The organism is Nocardia sp. NPDC050712 (genome assembly GCF_040654295.1).
In the GTDB taxonomy this organism is placed as follows: Bacteria; Actinomycetota; Actinomycetes; order Mycobacteriales; family Mycobacteriaceae; genus Nocardia.
Map to the genome: position 1 here is coordinate 285803 of NZ_JBFAHT010000002.1, position 19542 is coordinate 305344.

Here is a 19542-nt window from a genome sequence, read left to right on the forward strand (position 1 = left end):
GCGTTGTTCCTTGTCTCAGTACAGCTGGCTGATCGCGTCGAGATCGGAGATATGGCGGGCCGCCCGGCGCACCATATGGGTGAACATCCGATCGCCGCGCTCGGTCTGCTCGACCATCATGGCCGAGGTGACACCCGTGAAATAGCCCTGGAAGGAGAAGCGAACGTAGTCCCGCCAGCAGTCCTCGAACGAGTAGTCGCGGACCCCGAGCCGCCGCAACTGGTCGTGGTAGAGCGCGACCAGGCCGCGTTCGGCGCTGCGGCGGGTGCCGGGATCGAGGCTGCCGCCCAGGAAGTAGGAGACATCCAGCATCCCGGGTCCGCGCTGCACCGTCTGCCAGTCCACGACTACGACCGGCCGGGTGCCGTCGGCGGCGTCGAACAGGAGGTTGTCAGGACGCAGATCGCCGTGCAGCACGGTCGGCGGTGCCGCGGTGTGCAGGGCGAAATAGTGTGGCAGCCGGTCGAAGAGCTGCCGGCCGATGTCGAGCACCTCCGGTTCGAGGGCGCCGGCGTACCGCTGGCCGAAGTCGTCGAAGGCGTCGGACAGCAGGTCCAGCACCGCGGGCGCGAGATCCAGAAAGGGCTGCGGGAGCCAGGAGAACTCTCCGAGTTCGCCCTTGTCCCACCAGGGCGCGTGCAGTTCGGCGGCCTGGCGCAGGGCCAGCTCGGCTTCGCCCACCGAGCAGCCGACGAGCTGGTCACCCGGACGGCACGGTGCGAGGTCTTCGAGCAGGAGTGCGAAATCCGCACTCGTGGTGTCGATCTCCGCGTGCAGGCAGCGCGGCACGCTGATGTCGAGGCCGGGGGCCAGCGCCTGGTAGTACCGGACTTCACGGAGATACACCCGCTGCTGCACCGCGGTGGCGGCGCTCACCGGGTCCGCGGAGGTCACCTTCAGCACCGCCGAGGCGCGGTCGGTCCCGCCGGTGCCGAAGCTCAGCCGATAGGTGTCGGCGACCTGGCCCGTGCCCAGCGGGCTGTAGCGCAGATCGTGGACTCCGCGCACGCCGGTTCCCAGCGCGTCGGCGAGCCATTGCGCGGTCAAGTCTTCGATGCGCATCAGTCGCTCCCGCCGGCGAACAGGTCCTCGGGTATCAGCACCTGTTTCGCGCGGAGGTACTCACCGACGGCCTTGCCGACCTGGTCGACGCGCAGGTTCGACGAACCACCGGTGCCCAGCAGCCCGCGCAGCACGAAATGCACCGCCCGCAGGTGCGGGAACTCGTGGCGCACGATCTCGAGGTGTTCGGTTTCGGGCAGCAGCCGGCGCACCTCCTGGGTGCTGAGATATCGCCGTAGCCAGGGCCAGGCCCGCTCGTCCGGCGTCCAGATCCCGACGTTGCTGTTGCCGCCCTTGTCGCCGCTGCGCGCGTAGGCGATCGTGCCCAGCGGTGCCCGGCGCACGCGGTCGGATACCGGCGGCGCTTCCGGTTCGGGCTCGACGGGCTGGTGCACCGGGTGCGTTGTCCGCGGTGGCGCGATCGGGCTGACGTGGCCGTCGCCGGTCACCATGCGGTGCTCGAGCTCGGTCATCGGCAGCAGGCCCGGCCAGTAGTCGACGCGCGGCAGCACCGTGGTGTGCAGCCGGGCGCCACCGTCGTGGAAGTAGCCGGGGATGGTCTGTAGATAGAGGGAGCCGACCCGGCGCGCGAGGTTGTAGCGCGTCAAGGCCTCGGCGGTCGCGGCCGTGGCCATGATCCGGACCGCGATGGTGGCCTCCCACTGGGACGCGGGGTCCTCGGCGACGACACCGATCGGCGTGAGATCGATCGCGACGCCTGCCGGCAGCTCCCGGCTCAGTTGCGCCTCGATCAGCGAAAGCTTCTGTGCCACTGCGAGTCCGGTGACATAGATGGTGTTGACGATGCTGTAGCCGAGCACGCCGAACAGCGCGACCTTCGTCGTGGCGGGCGGCGGCGATCCGAGCGCACCGCGCACCTCGACGCGATCGGGCCCGATCGGGGTGAGGCGAAGCTGCTCCAGGTGCGCGGTGACGTCGGGATTCGGATAGCGCGGTCCCTGGATCTCGTAGACCAGTTGCGCGGTCACGGTGTCGACGGTCACCGCGCCGTCGTCGCGCGCGTGCTTGGTGATGACACAGCTTCCGTCGGAAGCGATCTCGGCGATCGGAAAGCCCGGCACGAGCATCCGCTCGACCGTGCCGAATCCGGAGAAGTTACCGCCGACGGCCTGCGCGCCGCACTCGATGATGTGCCCGGCGACGACACCGCCGGCCAGCGCGTCCCAGTCCTGGCGGTCCCACCCGTGCCACCAGGCGGCGGGCCCCGAGGTCAGCGCGGCATCGGTGACGCGCCCGCACACCACGATGTCGGCGCCGGCGGCCAGCGCCGCGGTGATACCCCAGCCGCCCAGGTAGGCGTTCGCGGCGATCGGCGTGGCCTGCCACGCGGTCAGCGGGGCCCCGGAGTCGAGGTTGTCCAGGGTGTGGCCGGCGCCGCGCAGCTCCGGTAGCCGCGCCACGATGTTGTCGCCCTCGACGTGGGCGACGGTGAGATCCGCACCGGCGTCGGCGATTTCCTCCCGCAGCACCCCGGCCAGCGCGGCCGGATTGAAGCCGCCCGCGTTGGTGATCACCTTGATGCCGCGCTGCGCGAGGGTACCCAGGTGCGGGCGCAACTGGTCGAGGAAATACTCGACGTAGCCCAGGCCGGGATCGGCGTGGTGCCGGGCCGAGAGCGCGGCCAGGGTGATCTCGGCGAGGTAGTCGCCGACCAGCACGTCGACCGGGTCACCGGCCAGGGCCTCGTCGACGGCGGTGAACCGGTCACCGAGATAGCCGCTGAAGTTGGCGATCCGAACTGGCCGGTCCGTCACGGCTTGTCCCAGGGGGTTTCGCCCGCGAGTGCCTTGCGGGCGACCACCATGCGATGCACCTCGTCGGGCCCGTCGTAGATCCGCGCGTAGCGCGCGTGCCGGTACATGTTCTCCAGGGGCGTGTCCTCGCTGACGCCCAGCGCGCCGTGCACCTGGATGGCGCGGTCGATGACGTTGTGCAGCATCCGGGCCCCGTAGAACTTGATCAGGCTGATCTCCAGACTGGCCCGCCCGTCCTGGTCGTAGCGGCGGGCCGCGTCCAGGGTGAGCAGGCGCGAGGCCTGGATCTCGGCGACGGATTCGGCGATGTAGCGGCGGATCTCGCCCTTGTCGGCCAGCAGCGAGCCGTGCGCCTCGCGGGTCTTCGCCCGCTCGACCATCAGTTCCAGGGCGCGCTGGGCCTGGCCCAGCCAGCGCATGGCGTGGAAGATCCGCCCGGGCCCGACCCGGTCCTGGAAGATGGTGAAGCCCGCACCGCGTGTGCCGAGGACGTGATCGGCGGGCACCCGGACGTCGGTGAAGCGCATCTCGCAGTGATCGCCGCTGTCCGAGCCCATCGTCTTGATGACGCGGACGATCTCCATGCCCGGGGTGCCCTTGGGGACCACGATGGCCGAGATCCGGCGGTGCGGGCTGGTGGCGTCCGGGTCGGTGACGGCGAACACCGTCGTGAACGCCGCGCCGCTGGCGCCGGTGGTGAACCACTTGTGGCCGTTGACGATCCAGTGCTCGCCGTCCAGCCGCGCGGTGGTCCGGATCCGGGTCGGATCGGAACCGGCGACCTCCGGCTCGGTCATCGACACGCTGGGATAGATCGCCCCGTCGACCATGGGTTGCAGCCACTGTCGCCGCTGCTGCTCGGTGCCGTGCCGGTCGAGCATGATCGCGTCCTGCATGGTGATGCTGCCGACGGCCTGCTGCCCGTATTCGGAGCGGCCGATGATCTCGTTGAGCAGGGCGAACTCATAGAGCGAGAGGCCGCCGCCGCCCAGGTGGGTGGGATGGCCCAGGGCCCACAGGCCCGCGGCCTTGGCTTCCTTCTTGAGGGCCTCGACCGCCTCGAACGCGGCGGCGCCACCCGCCTCGATCGTGGCTTCGGCGGGAATGACGCGGTGGTCGATGAACTCCCGGGTCTTGCCGCGCAGGACTTCGATGTCGTGGGTCATAGCTTGTCTTCCTCTATTTCAGGAGCGGGTCGCGCGGCAGGCCGAGGATGCGCTCGGCGATCTGATTGCGGGTGATCTCGGAGGTGCCGCCGGCGATCGTCATGCCGCGGGCACTGAGCGCGGAAAGGACTGCTGCGTGCGAGGTTTCGGTGAAGAAGGCGCCATCGGCCCCGAGCAGCGACATCGCGAATTCCGCCCGTTTGATCAGGAATTCGGCGAGCACCAGCTTGGTGATGTTGCCCTCGGGTCCCGGGCCCGCCCCGGTGAGGGCGCGTTCGGCGCTGCGGAGGTTGAGCAGTGTCAGCGACTGCTGTTCGGCCAGCAGCGCACCGAGTTCCGCGGCGCTGCCGGCCAGCGGGTTGCCGGTGCGGCGCAGCAGCTCGACCAGGTCGAGATCGATGGTGCCGCCGCCACCCTGCCCGCCGCCGATGCTGACCCGCTCGTTGCCCATGGTGGCGCGGGCGACGGCCCAGCCGGCGTTCGGCGCGCCGAGCACGTCGTCGTCGGGCACGAACACGTCGGTCAAGAAGACCTCGTTGAATTCACTGTGCCCGGTGACCATTTTCAGCGGCCGCACCTCGACGCCCGGTGCGTGCATGTCGATGACCATCGTGGTGATGCCGCGGTGCTTGGGCGCCTCGGGGTCGGTCCGCACCGTGGCCAGGCCCTTGCCGGACTGGTGCGCGCCGCTGGTCCACACCTTCTGGCCGGTGACGAGCCACCCGCCGTCGGTGCGCCGCGCGCGGGTGCGGATGCCGGCGGCGTCGGAGCCCGCCGCGGGCTCGCTGAACAGCTGGCACCAGACGAGGTCGCCGCGCAGGGCCGGGCGCACGAAACGCTCGATCTGCTCAGGTGTTCCGTGCTGGATCACCGTCAGGATCACCCAGCCGGTGATGCCGAGGACCGGACGCGAGATGCCGGCGGCGGCGAACTCCTCGTCGATGATCAACTGCTCGGCCGCCGCGGCCTCGACGCCGAAGGGCTTGGGCCAGTGCGGCATCAGATAGCCGGATTCGACCAGGGCGGTACGGCGTTCGCTGTCCGGCCGGGCCGCGAGGCCGGCGGCCACTGCCTGGATCGCAGGCCGGTGCGCCTCGGCTTCCGGCGGAAGTTCGATCGCGAAGGCCCGGGTGCGGCCGGCGCCCGCGAACTCGGCGATGTCGGTGGCGGCGGCCGCGGGGTCGACGAACGCCGCCAGCGCCAGCGCCCGGCGTTGATACAGGTGCGCGTCGTGCTCCCAGGTGAAACCGATGCCGCCGTGCACCTGGACGTTCAGGCTGGCGTTGCCGGTGAACGCGGGGACCGCCTGCCGGGCCGCGACCGCCGCCGCCAGGGCGAACTGCTCGGGGCCCTCGGCGTGTGCCCGCGCCGCGTCCCACACCGCGGCGGTGGCGAGTTCGGTGGCCACCAGCATGTTCGCGCAGTGATGCTTCACGGCTTGGAAGGAACCGATGGTGCGGCCGAACTGCTCGCGGGTCTTGGCGTAGTCGACCGACAGTTCCGTGCAGGTCTGCGCGCCGCCGACCGCTTCGGCGGCGGCCAGCAGACGCTGGAGCGCCAGTGCGCGGGCGCGGCCGCCGGCGATCACCTCCTCGGCGCGCACCGCCACCTCGTGCAGGCTGACGTAGGCGGAGGGCCTGGAGGGATCGATGTTGAACGGGACCTCGACCCGGACGCCGTCGCGGCCGGTGTCGAACACCAGCAGGTCCTCGCCCGCGGCCAGGATCAGCAGGTCCGCGCCCGCGCCGCCCAGCACCGTCGCCTCGCCGGAGGCGCGCGCACCGTCGGTCAACCGCACGGTGCCGCCGAATCCGACTGCCGCGGTGTGGCTTCCGTCGACGAGATCGGGCAGCAGTTCGGCCAGCGCCGGCCCGCCGAGCTCCGCGACGATCGCCGAGGCGGTGACCGTCGGCAGCAGGGGACCCGCTGCCACGTGCCGCCCGAACTGCTCGGCGACGATGATCAGCTCGGGCAGGCCGTATCCGGCCCCGCCGTGCGCTTCGGGGAGATGGATGCCGAGCAGTCCGAGTTCGGCGACCGCGGTCCAATAGTCCGGTCGGCGGACCCCGGGCGCCTCCAGTAGCTCGCGGGCGGCCGTGCGGGCCTTGTGCGTGGTCAAGAAGGAATCCACGGTCGCCGCGAGAATCCGGTGGTCTTCACTGATGGCGATAGCCATAGTCGATCCTTAGGGGATGCGGAGTGGCTCAGAGCAGTTCGAGAACGGTGGCGTTGGCCTGGCCGCCCCCTTCACACATTGCCTGGAGTCCGTAGCGAATATTGTTGTCCCGCATGTGATGTAGCAGAGTTGTCATCAAACGCGCGCCGGAGGCGCCGAGCGGATGGCCGAGCGCGATCGCGCCGCCGTTCGGATTGAGCAGCTCGGGCTCGACACCGGTCTCGCGCAGCCAGGCCAGCGTCACCGACGCGAAGGCCTCGTTGATCTCGAAGGCGCCGATATCGGAAATCCGCAGGCCCGCGCGGTCCAGGACCTTCGCGGTGGCCGGGATCGGGCCCTTGAGCATCGTCACGGGGTCGACGCCGAGCACGGTGCCGGTGTGGAAGCGCGCCAGCGGCGTCCAGCCGTTGGCCGCGGCGATCTCGCTGGTGGTGACCAGGATCGCGGCCGCGCCATCGGAGATCTGCGAGGCGTTCGCGGCGGTGACGACGCCGTCCTCGGCGAACGAGGTGCGCAGCCGGGCAAGCGTTTCCGGGGTGCCGTCGCGGCGAACGCCCTCGTCGACGGTGACCTGGTGCTGGGTGCCGTCCTCGTGCCGGACGGTGACCGGCGAGATCTGGGCGGCGAAACGCCCCGCGTCGATCGCGGCGGCCGCGCGCGCATGGGATTCCAGCGCGTGCTCATCGACTTCGGTACGGCTCAAACCGTATTCGGCCGCGATCATCTCCGCGCTGACGCCCTGGTTGAACACGACGCCCGGATACCGGTTGGTGATGCCCGAGCTGAACGGGATGCCCAGCTTGCCTTCGACGAACGCGGCGCCCATCGGGATCCGCGACATCGATTCGACGCCGCCGGCCACGACGATGTCGTACTGCCCGGCGATCACCCCGGCGGCCGCCTGATGCACGGCCTGCTGCGAGGATCCGCACTGCCGGTCCACCGTGACGCCCGGGACGGACTCCGGCCAGCCCGCGGCCAGCACCGCGTAGCGGGCGATGTCGGCGGCCTGCTCACCGACCTGGGAGACGCAGCCCCAGATCACATCGTCCACACCGGCCGCGTCGAGGCCGGTGCGGGCCTCGAGGTCTTGCAGGACCTGGGCGGACAGGTCGACGGGGTGCACACCCGCCAGCGCCCCGCCCGGTTTACCGCGCCCGATCGCGGTCCGGACCGCTTCGACGATGACAGCATCACGCATTGTTGAACTCCTTGGATACGAGCGGATTACGGATCTACTTGGGCGGGAGGCGCAGCGCGCCGTCGATGCGGATGACCTCGCCGTTGAGGTAGTCGTTCTCGACGATCGCGCCGACCAGGTGCGCGAATTCCGCGGGCCGCCCGAGGCGGGACGGATGGGGCACGCCGCTGCCGATCGCGTCGAGTACCTCCTGGGAGAGCTCGCCGAGAATGGGGGTGTGCATCAGACCCGGTGCGACGGTGACCACCCGGATGCCCCAGACGGCCAGGTCCCGGGCGACCGGAACGGTCAGGCCGACGACGCCGCCCTTGGAGGCGGAGTAGGCGGCCTGGCCGATCTGCCCTTCGAACGCGGCGACCGAGGCGGTGTTCACGATGACGCCGCGCATGCCGTCGCGGGTCTCGTTCTTCGTCATCTCGGCGGCCGCCAGGCGCAGCACGTTGAAGGTGCCGAACAGATTGATGCCGACGATGCGCTCGAAGTCGGCCTGCGGGAACGGCTTTCCAGTTTTGTCGACCGTGCGGATGGCATTGCCGGTGCCCGCGCAGTTCACCGCGACGCGCAGCGGCGCCAGTTCGGCGGCCCGGGCGATCGCGGCCTGAACGGTCGCCTCGTCGCGCACGTCACCGGGCGCGAAATGCGCGGTGCCCGAGAACTGTTCGCTCAGTTCCGCGGCGACCTGCGCGCCCTGGGAGGTGGGCAGGTCCAGTAGCACCACGCTGGCGCCGTGTTCGAGCAGCCGTTGCGCGGTGGCCAGGCCGAGCCCGGAGGCGCCGCCGGTGACGACGGCCGAGGTTCCCTTGATGTCCATTGTTCTCCTTGGTGATTGCCGGGTCGCGGTCAGCGACCGGTCCAGTGGGGTGCGCGCTTCTCGGCGAAGGCCGCCGCGCCCTCGCGGGCGTCGGCCGAGACGAATACCGGTGTGGTGAGGGCGCTTTGCTGCTCCCACATCTGCTGCGGGGACCACGCCGCGGACCGGCTCAGCACCTGTTTGGTGACCTGCACCGCGAGGGGGCCGTTGGCGGCGATCTCCTGCGCCAGTTCGAGGGCGGTGGCGAGGGCCTTGCCGGGATCGGCGAGGCGGTTCACCAAGCCCAGCGCGTACGCGCGGTGCGCGTCCAGAGGGTTGCCGGTCAGCGCCGTTTCCAGTGCGACCTGGTAGGGGATACGTTTGGGCAGCCGCAGCAGTCCGCCACCGGCCGCGACGAGCCCGCGCTTGACCTCGGGCAGGCCGAACGACGCGGTGTCGGCCGCGACGATCAGGTCGCAGGCCAGCGCGATCTCGAATCCGCCGGCCAGGACATGTCCTTCGACGGCGGCGATGAGCGGTTTGCCCGGGGGCGCCTCGGTCAGCCCGGCCAGGCCGCGGCCGGGCAGCGCGGGCACCTCGCCCTGGAGGAAGGCCTTGAGATCCATTCCGGCACAGAATGTCGGGCCCGCCCCGGTGAGCACGATGACGCGCACGTCGGCGCGGGCGTCGAACTCGTCCATCGCGGCGGCGACCGCGACGGCCACCGCGTAGTCGATGGCGTTGCGGGCCTGTGGCCGGTTCAGGGTGACGACGGCGATGCCGTCGCGCACCTCGGTCAGCACCACCGGTTCGGCGGTGTTCGTGTCGGTCATGATGAGTCTCCGAAAGTGGTTGAGCGAGAAGTCAATTGCCGTGGCGTAGTTGGCCGATGGCGGCCGGGCCGTCCGGGAAGAGCCGGGACAGCGCGATGTCGAGCTGACGCTCGCCGCGGGCGAGCATCAGCGCGCGACCGCCGGGCAGGTTCGCGATGATGCCGTGCAGCACGAGATTGGCCGGCACGCGCAGCAGGAAATACCACGGCCAGGACGCGGTCAGGCCCAGATCCTCGCGCAGGCCCCGGCGGCCGATGAGCACGCTGAAGATGCTGCGGGTCTTGGCGGAGTGATAGCGGTGCATCGCCTTACCGAAGCGCGGGTAGTGGATCTCCGCCCGCGCTGTTTCGAACGCCGCCGCGAGCAGGCGCGAGTTGTCGTCGGGGCCCGGCGCGGTCACCGACAGGTGGTAGAACTTGCGCCGCCCGTCCGCCTCGTCGCGGGGCAGCCAGTAGTCCTGGACTCCGAGCAGCCAGCCGATGTAGCGCCACAGGTGCATCACCGCCGCCGACTGCCCGCGCGTGATCGGCATGCCGAGCAGCCGGACCCCCAAGAGGTAGTAGCTGCAATGCAATCCGAGGGTGGCGCCCTGATCGGCCTGGTTGATCGGCATCCCGTAGGTGGCGAAGTCCCACTCGGCGTCGCGCGCGTAGTGCCGGTTGATCAGGGCGTGCATCAGGCGGACGTGCACGGTCAGTTGCCAGCCCTGCCGGTCGCGGTCCAGCCCGCCCGCGCGCACGCACTCCACGGTCCACTTCAGGGTCTCGCCCAGGCGGCGCAGGGGCCGGTGGGACAGTCCGCCGGTCAGGTTGAGCAGCAATGTGTTCGCCGAACTGCGGTAGCCGTTGACCAGCGCGGTGTCCAGGACGTCGACCATCACAGTGCCGGCTTGGCGCATCAGTTCCGCGCCGCGGACCAGCAACTGGTCGTCGACCCAGTCGGGGCGGGCCTGCACCTCGGTGAAGAACGCCCGCAGCGGCTCCGGGCTGTCGGGGCGCAGCCCGCCGGCGAGTACCTCGCGGAATTGTTTGAGCGTTACCTCGCGCGCGGCGATCGCGTCGGCCAGTGTCGCGCCGAGCGGATCGCTGCTGGTCAGGCCCGCGACGATGGTGTCGAGTTCGGCCTGGGTCGGGTCCGGGTCGGGGCCGACCAACTTACGAAAGCCCGCGCTCGAGGAGCGAGCCCAGTCCGGATCTGCGCGGAAACGCGACGGGATGGACACGTCGCCGGTGGTGGATGCCGCTTCCATGGTGGTCCTCTTCGCTGAGTGAATGCAGGTCTGCCGTAACCGCGAGCGCGGGGCAAAGCCTTGAATCTGAACCTGACGTCAGATTACGATAATGCGAGCGGCACCTGCCGTCAATCATCTGAACGCAGCGCAGCGGAAAGTAGGGCGCTACATGTCGATCGAGGTTCCCGACGCCACCCGGGTGGCCGATGAACTCACCGCGGCCGGGCAGCCGTTCGAGGTCGTGACCGAGGCGGTCCACGGCCGCCGGATGCGGGTGTGGCGCAATGCGCCCCGCAGCCTGGCCGAACTCCTCGCGAACTCGCTCACCTGGGGCGAGCTGGAGTATCTGGTCCACGGTGAGCAGCGCTGGACCTATGCCCGCCATGCGCGGGCCGCGGCCGCGGTGGCCCGCTGGCTGGTCGCCGAGCTGGGCGTGCGGCCCGGTGCTCGGGTCGCCGTCGCCGCCAGCAACCGGATCGAGTGGAGCGTCGCCTTCTGGGGTGCCGCGGCGGCCGGCGCGGTCGTCGTCCCGCTCAACAGCTGGGGCGCCGGCGACGAACTGGAGTACGCGATCCGGGACAGTGGGGCGACGGTCCTTTTTGCCGATGCGGCCCGGTTGGCCCGCTTGTCCGGGCGGCTCGACCGGATCGATGTGATCACCCTCGACGGCCCGGCCCAAGCGCCGGGTGCGGCGAGCGTGCGCGAACTGGCCGAGATCGAGCTGGACGCCGAATTCGCCTTGCCCGCAGTCGATATCGATCCCGATGACGACGCCACCATCTTCTACACCTCCGGCACCACCGGCCGCCCCAAGGGCGCGGTCGGCACGCATCGGAACATGACGACCAATGTGATGAACCTGCTGTATTGGGGTGCGGCGGCGGCGCGGCTCGCCGAGCCGGTGGCGGCTCCCGCGACCCCACCGCAGGCCAGCGTGCTGGTGACCGTCCCGCTGTTCCACGCGACCGGATGTCACGCGACCTTGGTCGCGGCGGTAGCGCAGGGCTCGAAACTCGTGCTGCTCAACAAGTTCGACGCCGACGTGGCGGTCGAGCTGATCGAACGCGAGCGGCTCACCCGGCTGATGGGCGTGCCGACCACGATCCAGGCGATCGTCGAGGCGGGGGCGGGGCGGGACCTGTCCAGCGTCACCTACGTCGGATACGGGGGCGCGCCGTCCGCGCCGAGCCTGGTCACCGCGATCCGGCGGGCGATGCCGAACGCGTCGGTCGGCGTCGGGTACGGGCTGACCGAGAGCTCGGCCAACGCGACCACGAACATCGGCGACTCTTATACGGCGAACCCGACCAGCGTCGGGCGTCCGTGCCCGGTCGTCGAGGTCGGCATCGTGGACGAGGACGGCCGGCGGGTCGCGCCGGGGACAGTCGGCGAGATAGTGCTGGCGGGACCCAATATCGTGCGCGGATACTGGAATCGCCCCGCCGAGACCGCGGCGGCCTTCCTCGACGGCGCGCTGCGCACCGGCGACCTCGGCCGCCTCGACGAGCACGGCAACCTCTACATCACCGACCGCAGCAAGGACATCGTGATTCGCGGCGGCGAGAACGTCTACTGCGCCGAGATCGAGCACATCCTCGGCGACGATCCGCAGATCGCCGAGGCCGCGATCATCGGGCGCCCGCACCCCCGGCTGGGCGAGGAGGTGCTGGCGATCGTCCGCCTGGCCGATCCGGTCACACCGGAGCGGTTCGACGAGCAGGCCGCTCGCGCACGAGTAGGGGAGCGCCTGGCGGCCTTCAAGATCCCCAGCGCCATCGAAATCCACGACGGACCGCTGCCCCGCACCGCCACCGGCAAACTGCGCAAAGACCAGCTCCGACAGACCTACGCGTCTACCCGCGAACCCGACCCGGAAGGAACTCGCCGATGACCACATCAGCCCGCTCGGCATTCGCCGAATCCATCACCGCCGCAATAAGTGCGGCCATGCCAGCGCATGGCGCTGCCCCGGTCGATGCCTCTCCGATCGAGCTGACCGAATTACGGCCGCTGACCGGCGGCGCGTCGCTCGAGACCTGGCGCGCTCAACTCCGTACGGGGCAGGGGAGTGCGCCGATCATCATTCGCCGGGACCGGCCGGGCGTGCCGACCAGCAGCCGTCGTGACGAGGCCGAGTTGCTGCGTGTCGTGCATCGTGCGGGCGTGCCGGTGCCCCGCGTGCTCGCGGAATCCGTGGACGGGGACAGTCCCGCGTTCTTCGTGATGGAGTTTCTCGAAGGGGAGACCATTCCGCGGAAGTTGCTGCGCGATGAGCGGTTTGCCGCTGCGCGTCCGAAGCTGGGGGCGCAAGTAGGGGAGGCGCTCGCGCGTATTCATACGGTGAGCGTCGATCAGATCGGGTTCCTCGGTCCGGCGACGACCGCGGAATCCGCACTGGCGGGCTTGGTTTCGTACCTGCGCGGGTCCGGCGTGCAATCGCCGGTGCTGGAACTGGCCGTCCGGTGGCTCGCGGCGAACCTGCCCGAGCCGGTGGCTCCGGCACTCGTGCACGGTGATGTCCGCACCGGCAACCTCATGGTCGAAGAGAGCGGCCTGTCCGCGGTCCTCGATTGGGAACTGGCCCACGCCGGGCAGCCCGCCGAAGACCTCGGCTGGTTCTGCGTGCGCGCCTGGCGTTTCGGCGCCGACGACAAACCGGCGGGCGGCTTCACCGGACGCGCCGAACTGCTCCGGGCCTACGTCGCCGCGGGCGGAAGACCCATCAGCCCAGCCGATCTCCGCTTCTGGGAAACCTACGGCACCCTCAAATGGGCCGTGACCTGCCTTACCCAATTCGACATCCACCGCCGCGGCGATGTCCGCAGCGTCGAACTCGCCGCTATCGGCCGCCGCCTGATCGAGGCCGAATACGACCTACTCCTGCTGCTGGAAGGCCTGTGATGCAGATGATCCCGGACGCGGCCGACATGCTCGAAGCCGTCGCCGAATGGCTCGAAGGGCCCGGGGGAGCGGCCCTCTCCGGAGCCGAGCGCTACAACGCCCGCGTCGCCGCCCGCGCACTGCGCGGCGTCGAACGCGAAGTGCGCTCCGGACCAGCATATTTCGATGAAGATCGACGAGCCCTGCACGCCTTGCTGCCAGACATCGGCACCGGCGAGCCCGGATTCGACTCCGCTGCCATCGAATCCGACGAACAGCTGTTGTCCGCCCTCGCGACCGCGATCCGCGACGGCCGCTGCGACCACCGATCTCCAGAACTGCTGAAGGCGCTGCACGACTACACGCTGCGGCGCTTGCAACTGATCAACCCGAGATATCCCGTTGCCGCCGATCGCGGCGACACGGTCAAGGAGGACCGAGTATGAGTGAACCGCTGCTGTTCAATCTGTGGGACAAAGACTTCCAGCAGGACCCGTACCCGACCTTCGCCCGGCTGCACGCCGAAGCGCCGGTGCTCCGGCTCGAGCAACCCGACGTGTGGCTGCTGACCCGGCACGCCGATGTCGCACGCGCGTTGCGCACGCCGACGGTCTACTCCTCGGCGCAGGGCGTCGCGTACCGCCCCGGAGCGGGCGGATCGTCGATGGTCGCCGCCGACGACCCGGCCCACAAGCGCCTGCGGTCGATCCTGAGCAAGGAGTTCACGCCGGGCACGGTGAAGTCGCTGGGCGCCCGGATCGATGAGGTGGTGCACCAACTCGTCGCGCAGGTGGCGGCTACCCGGGCGGACGGCGGATTCGACTTCGCCACCCTGTTCGCGGAGCAGATGCCGACCAGGGTGATCGGCGCCTACCTGGGTATCGATCCGGAGCGCTGGGCCGACTATCGGCGCTGGAGTGAGGTTTTCAATTCCGCCGCCTGGGTCGAGGAGCCCGATCTCGAGGTGCTGAACACCGCGATCGGCGAAGCCGTGCAGTGTTTCGGCACCGCGATGCTGGAACGGCGGCAGCACCCGCGGGACGACCTGATCAGCCGGATGGTCACCGCGATGGACGAGCAGGGCACCCTCACCGAGATCGAGATCATCGACTTCTGCAGCCTGCTCATGCTCGCGGGCAACGCGACGACCTCCTCGGTGCTGAACCACGCGGTCCTGCTCCTGCTAGCGCACCCCGAGCAGCTCGCGGAGTTGCGGCGGGACAGCTCGCTGATCCCCGCCGCCGTGGAGGAGGTGATCCGATTCGAGTCGCCCGTCCAGGGATTCGCGCGCCGGCTCACCGAGGACGTCGAGTTGCACGGGCACACTATGCGATCCGGCGAGACCGTCGTGATGATGTTCGGCGCCGCCAACCGCGACCCGGCGGTCTTCGACAACCCGGGCACCTTCGACATCCACCGAAATACCCGCCAGCACATCGGGTTCGGTTCCGGGCCGCACGTCTGCCTGGGCTCGTGGCTGGCCCGGTCCGAACTCCGCTCGGCGCTGGCAGAACTCATCCCGCTCATGAGCGACTGGTCGATCGACGCGGACGCGGTGCGCCGGCGGCTGGATCTGCCGGCCTTCCGCGACCTGATCTCGGTACCGGTGCGGTGGACAACCTGAGCCGATATGCCTGAGCCCGAGCCGATCCGGATCGCGGGGGCGGAGTTCGATCTCGACGCCGCGGCGGCGACCGCCCTGCTCGCGGTCACCGAACCGCTGGCCCGCGGCCGGGCGCAGGGCCGCACCGGCAAGCTCGGCCGCCGCGGCGCGCTCACCCGGCAACGCCTGCTGACCTCGGCGCGCACCCTGTTCGAGCAGCACGGCTACGGCGCGGTGAGCGTGCTCCAGATCAGCGAGCACGCCGGGCTGAGCCAGGGCACCTTCTATCAGTACTTCACCGATCGCGCGCACATCATGTCGACGCTCGTGCTGGGTTATGTCGCCGCGCTGGTGTCCAACGCGGCACTGGCCTGGAGCGTCGACGACGGCCGGGCGGGCATCGCCGCGCTGCTCGATTTCTATGTGCGCGACTACCTCGGCAATGCCGCGTTCGCCGGGGCCTGGGAGGAGGTCTGCCAGATCGATCCGGCGTTCGCCGACGCGCGCCGCCGCCTCACCCATTTTCTCGAACGCGGCGTCGAGCAGCAATTGCGCCGCGGCATCGAGCACGGCGTGCTGGATCCACCCGGCGACGCCGCGGCCACCGCGCGGGCGCTGACCGCCATGGCGGACCGATTCTGTTTCCTTACTTACAGTTTCGATCAGCGCGGCGCCGCGATGGACTGGCGCGAGAGTGCGCGGTTGCTGACCGATCTGTGGTGGCAGGTGCTGCGCTCGGAATGAGTGAGCCTTGACACGCAGGCCGACCTGAGCAAAAATCTGAGACTGACGTCACATACTAATAATGGGAGGCGGCCGCCTCCGCGATCCGCCCGTTCTCGCGCGGCCAGCTATTCGCCTCGCACCCCGCCACGCATTCCTCGCCGTGGCGTGCGCTCGATTCAATGTTGAACTCGGAGTCACCTCATGACCGTCGCACCACCCCTTCCGCGACCGCCTGCCGAAAGCGCGGCAGCTCGCCTGTTCCATCGCGAGCTCGACCACTATCCCGAGAACGGGCCGCGGTATCGAAACCTCGCCCTCATCGTGCTGGCCACGGTCTCGCTCTATTTCATGATCTATGTGGCGCCCGCTGTCGCGGTGTCGATGATGAAGAGCTTCGACATGTCCTACGGCTTCCTCGCCGCCGCCTCACTGCTCGGCGGCCTGGCGGGTGCCATCGCCGCGCTGGCCGCGGGGCTGGCGGATCGCTGGGGCCGGGCGAACATCGTCGCCTACGGGCTGTTGTTCGTCGGCCTGATCACCACCTTCGCGGTGCCCTACGCGCCCAACAAGGAAACGTTCCTGCTGCTCTCGGTGCTGGCCGGATTCGTCGAGGGACTCATCCTGGTCGCCTCCCCGACGATGGTCCGCGACTTCTCGCCCCAGCTGGGCCGCGCCACCGCGATGGGCTTGTGGAACACCGGCCCGGTGCTGGGCAGCCTGGTGGTCGCGGTGGTCGCCAGCCTCACGCTCGACACCTCGTCCTGGCAGGACGTGATCCGCTACGCGGGCGGCACCGGAATCGTCGTCGCGGTACTCGCGATCATCGGCCTGCGCGACCTCGCCCCGGCCATCCGCAACCAGGTCATCGTGTCCACCCACGATCGCGATCTGATCGAGGCCCGCGGCGCGGAACCCGCCGAGCCGCAGGAGCGCCCGAGCCTGCGCAGTGTCCTGCGCGCGGATGTCGTACTGCCGGCCGTCGGGGTGGGCTTCTCGCTGCTCTTCTATCTGACCATGGTCGGCAACAGCGTCATCTTCTTCGTCGTCGTCCACGACTGGCCGGAGCAGCGCGCGAACTCACTCAACAACTGGGCCTGGGCCGCGCAGGCGCTCGCCCTGGTCGGCGCGGGCGTGCTGTCGGATCGGCTGCGGGTGCGTAAGCCGTTCATCCTGCTCGGCTCGCTGGCCTCGCTCGCGGTGATGTGCTTCTTCGCCACCATCGCCACCGACAAGGACACCTCGTACGCGACCTTCGTCGGGACGCTGGTCGTGCTCGGCATCGTCGGGTCGGTGTCCTACGGGCCGTGGCTGGCGGGCTACACCGAGAACATCGAACGGCACGGACCCGCCGCGACGATCGTGGGTCTGGCGATCTGGGGCTGGGCCACCCGGTTGATCATGGTCATGGCCGCGATCTCGATCGCCGTCATCGTCAGCGGTATCACCCCGATCGTGGAGCACGGCACCGATGTCGACGACGCCGAGAGGCGCGCGGGACCGGCGCTGGCGATCATCGCCGAGGACCCGGCGCTGTTCACCGAGCTCGGTAAGTATCCGCGGGATCAGATTCCGCCGGAACTGGCCGTACGCGCGGTCGCCGAGGTCGGGCTGCAGCGCTTGGGCGTGGTCACCGCCGCGACCGACGACCTGGCCGTCCTGGCCGAATTCGGGCCCGAGGTGGCGGCCGCCGAACGCGATCTGCCCGGGCAGTGGCAGACCTGGTTCTGGGTGTGCGTCATCGGCCAGCTCGTATTCCTGCCGACCGTCTTCCTGATCCGGGGCCGATGGAGTCCGCGGCGCGCGGCCGAGGACTTCGACAAGCACGAGCGAGAGGTGTCGCGGGAGCTGGATGATCTGGCGCGCACCGGGCACGATCGAACGCGGTAGTGACCCGGGCGGGCGGCGACTCGCGGGTCGTCGCCCGCGGCCCCTCGAATCTGAATCTGACATCATATGGCTACGATGGCGAACGAAAATTCGACTTCCTGGGGAGCGGGCATGGCAGCCAAGGTGGGTAAGACGCGGGTTCCGGTGGGGCGCAAGGTTTCGCAAGAGGCCGATGCCGATCGGGAGCAACTGCCCGCGCGGCGGCAGGACGGCAAGATCCTGGCTCCCGGCACCAAAGGCGCCGCCACCCGGCAACGACTGCTCGACGCCGCCCGTGACCTGTTCGAACGGCAGGGCTTCGGCGCTACCTCGGTCGCGCAGATCAGTCAGCTCGCGGAAGTCAGCCTGGGTACCTATTACCAGTACTTCAAGGACCGCTCCGATGTCATGGCCGCACTGGTGCATTCCTATGTGAACGACGCACTCAACGGCGGTCACGTCAATTGGTCGGGTCAGGGCGGCAAGGCCCTGCTGGTGGAAATGCTCACCGAATACACCAAGACCTACGCCGAGCACGCCGCGTTCAATCAGGTGTGGGAAGAGGTCTGCCAAACCGAGCCGGCGCTGGCTTCGGTGCGGCGCGAACTCACTCGCGCCATCGAGGGGAGTGTCGAAGCGGCACTGCGGAATGGCGAGAAGGCCGGGCATTTCCCGCCGGTCGCCAATCCCGCCGCCACCGCCCGCGCGTTGTGCGCGATGGCGGACCGATTCTGCTATCTGACCTATTCTTTCGATCCCGCGAAGCGGCCGATGCCGCCGGTCGAGTCGGGTCGCTTTCTAGCTGATATGTGGAGCAGGGCGATCGGGCTGACCGACTAGAAGCGGTCGGCGATTACCGAACCGATTCGACGAAACTTCACAAATCTGAAGGTGACGTCAGGTATAAATCAGGGACTCGCCGACCGTTTCCTCTTGCCGGCGGGCATCAATCATTCGCTGCTCCATGAGATTTCATGCTGCTGTCCAGAAAGCACATCTCGCCAATGAGAGAATTCACCCGGGTATCGGCGCTGACCGCGCTGGCCCTCACCGCCGTGGCGGCCGTCGGCTCCGGCGCCGCGGCCGCCGAGGCCACCGGTCCGGCCACCGTCCCCGCCGCGCAGGTCGCGGCGGTCGACCAGCCCGCTCGCGCCGTGGACCCGACGATCGAATACCTGAACGCGCTGGCCGCGGTGAACACCGCGTTCGCCGTCGATTCCAGCCTCGGGCGCGTGATCGGAGCCACCGCCGGTTTCGTCATCGGCTGCCCGCTGGGCGCGCTGACCGGCGGCACCCTGACGCTGCCGATGCCCGTGCTCACCCCGATCGGAGTGATCGGCGGCTGCGTCATCGGCGCGGGCACGCTCGGCTTCCTCGGCGGCACCGCGGGCGCGGTCCTGTCCGGCTCGCCGTCGATGCTGGCCGAGCTGGATCGGCAGTACAACTCGCTGCGTTCCAAAAATCTTATCGCGCAGGAGCTTCCGGCTACTTCAGGAGAACAAGGATGAGGCTCAAAACGCAGGGACCGGCGCTGACCGCCCTGACCGCGGTGGCGCTCGGTATCGCCGCGGGCACGGCCACCGCCGATCCCGCGCTCTCGGACGCCGCGCAGCCCGGCTCGCTGTCGGTCACCCTGGCGCCGGGAATCCAGTACACCGACGGCGGCTCGAACGGCGCGGCCGTACTCACCACCCCGCTCGGATCGGTAGCGATGCGGGCCGGCCAATTCGACCTGCGCGACGGCGCCGGGCAGACCGTGGCCGGGACGCCGATCGACACCACCGGACTCGCTGCCGAGGACACTGCCGCGCCCGCGGCGGCGCCCGCTGCCGCGCCGGTCGCCGAGGAGAACACCACGGCCATCGATCTTCTGGTCGCGGTCAAGGTCGCCAACGGCCACATGGCCAGCGCGTTCGCCGTGGGCGGCGCCGCCGGATCGGTGATCGGCGCGGCTATCGGCTGCCCGTTCGGCATCCTCACCGGCGGCACGCTGCTGACGGCCGCGACGGCGGGCACGCTGATCCTGCCCGTCATGGCCGCCACCTGTCTGGTGGGTGCGGTCGCGTTCGGTGGTCTCGGGGCCACCGTCGGCGGACTCGCCGTCGCGATTCCGGTCGGAATCGCCGCGGGCACAGCCACTTTCCACCACATGCAGGCCGAGCGGGCCGCGGGGCGCGATCCGCTGCAGGAGTTGCAGCAGCCGACCCCGCAGTAGGCAGGCCGGACGGCCCCG

17 protein-coding genes are annotated in these 19542 nt (G+C 69.7%); 9 read left to right on the forward strand and 8 right to left on the reverse strand.

Annotated features, from left to right (window positions below):
• Positions 1-15: 15 nt before the first annotated feature.
• Genes AB0H76_RS11690 through AB0H76_RS11725 form a run of 8 tightly spaced genes read right to left on the reverse strand, consistent with a single transcriptional unit; the run spans position 16 to position 10252 of the window.
• Positions 16-1062, reverse strand: coding sequence for a phosphotransferase (locus tag AB0H76_RS11690; protein WP_357321245.1), 1047 nt, complete (start codon positions 1060-1062; stop codon positions 16-18).
• Entirely contained in the window at positions 1062-2837 is a 1776-nt protein-coding gene (locus tag AB0H76_RS11695) for an acyclic terpene utilization AtuA family protein (RefSeq protein ID WP_357321247.1), read from the reverse strand. The genes AB0H76_RS11690 and AB0H76_RS11695 overlap by 1 nt, the downstream gene beginning before the upstream one ends.
• Positions 2834-4003, reverse strand: coding sequence for an acyl-CoA dehydrogenase family protein (locus AB0H76_RS11700; protein WP_357321250.1), 1170 nt, complete (start codon positions 4001-4003; stop codon positions 2834-2836). The genes AB0H76_RS11695 and AB0H76_RS11700 overlap by 4 nt, the downstream gene beginning before the upstream one ends.
• A 13-nt stretch (positions 4004-4016) precedes the next feature.
• Positions 4017-6179 carry an acyl-CoA dehydrogenase gene (locus AB0H76_RS11705; protein WP_357321253.1) on the reverse strand — a complete coding sequence of 721 codons (2163 nt, stop codon included), beginning with the start codon at positions 6177-6179 and terminating at the stop codon, positions 4017-4019.
• A 28-nt stretch (positions 6180-6207) separates the two neighbouring features.
• Positions 6208-7380, reverse strand: a complete 1173-nt coding sequence (locus AB0H76_RS11710; protein ID WP_357321256.1) for an acetyl-CoA C-acyltransferase — start codon at positions 7378-7380, stop codon at positions 6208-6210.
• Positions 7381-7414: 34 nt separating this feature from the next.
• Positions 7415-8191, reverse strand: a complete 777-nt coding sequence (locus tag AB0H76_RS11715; protein WP_357321259.1) for an SDR family NAD(P)-dependent oxidoreductase — start codon at positions 8189-8191, stop codon at positions 7415-7417.
• A 29-nt stretch (positions 8192-8220) separates the two neighbouring features.
• Positions 8221-9003, reverse strand: coding sequence for a crotonase/enoyl-CoA hydratase family protein (locus tag AB0H76_RS11720; RefSeq protein WP_357321262.1), 783 nt, complete (start codon positions 9001-9003; stop codon positions 8221-8223).
• Between the two features lie 31 nt (positions 9004-9034).
• Positions 9035-10252, reverse strand: a complete 1218-nt coding sequence (locus tag AB0H76_RS11725) for an oxygenase MpaB family protein (RefSeq protein WP_357321265.1) — start codon at positions 10250-10252, stop codon at positions 9035-9037.
• A 151-nt stretch (positions 10253-10403) separates the two neighbouring features.
• Between AB0H76_RS11725 and AB0H76_RS11730 the strand changes: the two genes are divergently transcribed.
• The 9 genes from AB0H76_RS11730 to AB0H76_RS11770 all read left to right on the forward strand — a co-directional run bounded on the left by AB0H76_RS11730 (position 10404) and on the right by AB0H76_RS11770 (position 19524).
• A complete protein-coding gene (locus AB0H76_RS11730; protein WP_357321268.1) occupies positions 10404-12125 on the forward strand; it encodes an AMP-binding protein in 1722 nt (573 codons plus the stop codon).
• Entirely contained in the window at positions 12122-13135 is a 1014-nt protein-coding gene (locus AB0H76_RS11735; RefSeq protein WP_357321270.1) for a phosphotransferase family protein, read from the forward strand. The genes AB0H76_RS11730 and AB0H76_RS11735 overlap by 4 nt, the downstream gene beginning before the upstream one ends.
• Positions 13135-13560, forward strand: coding sequence for a DUF6285 domain-containing protein (locus tag AB0H76_RS11740; RefSeq protein WP_357326099.1), 426 nt, complete (start codon positions 13135-13137; stop codon positions 13558-13560). Before AB0H76_RS11735 ends, AB0H76_RS11740 begins: the two co-directional genes overlap by 1 nt.
• Positions 13557-14738, forward strand: coding sequence for a cytochrome P450 (locus tag AB0H76_RS11745; RefSeq protein WP_357321273.1), 1182 nt, complete (start codon positions 13557-13559; stop codon positions 14736-14738). Before AB0H76_RS11740 ends, AB0H76_RS11745 begins: the two co-directional genes overlap by 4 nt.
• A gap of 6 nt (positions 14739-14744) precedes the next feature.
• Positions 14745-15461: a TetR/AcrR family transcriptional regulator gene (locus tag AB0H76_RS11750; RefSeq protein ID WP_357321274.1), complete on the forward strand. Its 717-nt coding sequence runs from the start codon at positions 14745-14747 to the stop codon at positions 15459-15461.
• Between the two features lie 183 nt (positions 15462-15644).
• On the forward strand, positions 15645-17330 hold the full coding sequence (locus AB0H76_RS11755; protein ID WP_357321277.1) for an MFS transporter: 1686 nt from the start codon (positions 15645-15647) through the stop codon (positions 17328-17330).
• A 111-nt stretch (positions 17331-17441) separates the two neighbouring features.
• On the forward strand, positions 17442-18149 hold the full coding sequence (locus AB0H76_RS11760; RefSeq protein WP_357321280.1) for a TetR/AcrR family transcriptional regulator: 708 nt from the start codon (positions 17442-17444) through the stop codon (positions 18147-18149).
• A gap of 164 nt (positions 18150-18313) precedes the next feature.
• Positions 18314-18817, forward strand: coding sequence for a hypothetical protein (locus AB0H76_RS11765; protein WP_357321283.1), 504 nt, complete (start codon positions 18314-18316; stop codon positions 18815-18817).
• The gene (locus AB0H76_RS11770; RefSeq protein ID WP_357321286.1) at positions 18814-19524 is read left to right on the forward strand and encodes a hypothetical protein; all 711 of its coding nucleotides are present in this window, start codon (positions 18814-18816) and stop codon (positions 19522-19524) included. Before AB0H76_RS11765 ends, AB0H76_RS11770 begins: the two co-directional genes overlap by 4 nt.
• Positions 19525-19542 lie beyond the last annotated feature (18 nt).

What these genes read in the sequence shown, in the direction of transcription:
- AB0H76_RS11760 (WP_357321280.1), top strand. Translation starts at nt 17,442, where the DNA reads ATGGCAGCCAAGGTGGGTAAGACGCGGGTTCCGGTGGGGCGCAAGGTT.
- AB0H76_RS11725 (WP_357321265.1), bottom strand. Translation starts at nt 10,252, where the DNA reads ATGGAAGCGGCATCCACCACCGGCGACGTGTCCATCCCGTCGCGTTTC.
- AB0H76_RS11700 (WP_357321250.1), bottom strand. Translation starts at nt 4,003, where the DNA reads ATGACCCACGACATCGAAGTCCTGCGCGGCAAGACCCGGGAGTTCATC.
- AB0H76_RS11750 (WP_357321274.1), top strand. Translation starts at nt 14,745, where the DNA reads ATGCCTGAGCCCGAGCCGATCCGGATCGCGGGGGCGGAGTTCGATCTC.
- AB0H76_RS11720 (WP_357321262.1), bottom strand. Translation starts at nt 9,003, where the DNA reads ATGACCGACACGAACACCGCCGAACCGGTGGTGCTGACCGAGGTGCGC.
- AB0H76_RS11710 (WP_357321256.1), bottom strand. Translation starts at nt 7,380, where the DNA reads ATGCGTGATGCTGTCATCGTCGAAGCGGTCCGGACCGCGATCGGGCGC.
- AB0H76_RS11740 (WP_357326099.1), top strand. Translation starts at nt 13,135, where the DNA reads ATGCAGATGATCCCGGACGCGGCCGACATGCTCGAAGCCGTCGCCGAA.
- AB0H76_RS11770 (WP_357321286.1), top strand. Translation starts at nt 18,814, where the DNA reads ATGAGGCTCAAAACGCAGGGACCGGCGCTGACCGCCCTGACCGCGGTG.
- AB0H76_RS11735 (WP_357321270.1), top strand. Translation starts at nt 12,122, where the DNA reads ATGACCACATCAGCCCGCTCGGCATTCGCCGAATCCATCACCGCCGCA.
- AB0H76_RS11745 (WP_357321273.1), top strand. Translation starts at nt 13,557, where the DNA reads ATGAGTGAACCGCTGCTGTTCAATCTGTGGGACAAAGACTTCCAGCAG.
- AB0H76_RS11690 (WP_357321245.1), bottom strand. Translation starts at nt 1,062, where the DNA reads ATGCGCATCGAAGACTTGACCGCGCAATGGCTCGCCGACGCGCTGGGA.
- AB0H76_RS11765 (WP_357321283.1), top strand. Translation starts at nt 18,314, where the DNA reads ATGAGAGAATTCACCCGGGTATCGGCGCTGACCGCGCTGGCCCTCACC.
- AB0H76_RS11730 (WP_357321268.1), top strand. Translation starts at nt 10,404, where the DNA reads ATGTCGATCGAGGTTCCCGACGCCACCCGGGTGGCCGATGAACTCACC.
- AB0H76_RS11705 (WP_357321253.1), bottom strand. Translation starts at nt 6,179, where the DNA reads ATGGCTATCGCCATCAGTGAAGACCACCGGATTCTCGCGGCGACCGTG.
- AB0H76_RS11715 (WP_357321259.1), bottom strand. Translation starts at nt 8,191, where the DNA reads ATGGACATCAAGGGAACCTCGGCCGTCGTCACCGGCGGCGCCTCCGGG.
- AB0H76_RS11755 (WP_357321277.1), top strand. Translation starts at nt 15,645, where the DNA reads ATGACCGTCGCACCACCCCTTCCGCGACCGCCTGCCGAAAGCGCGGCA.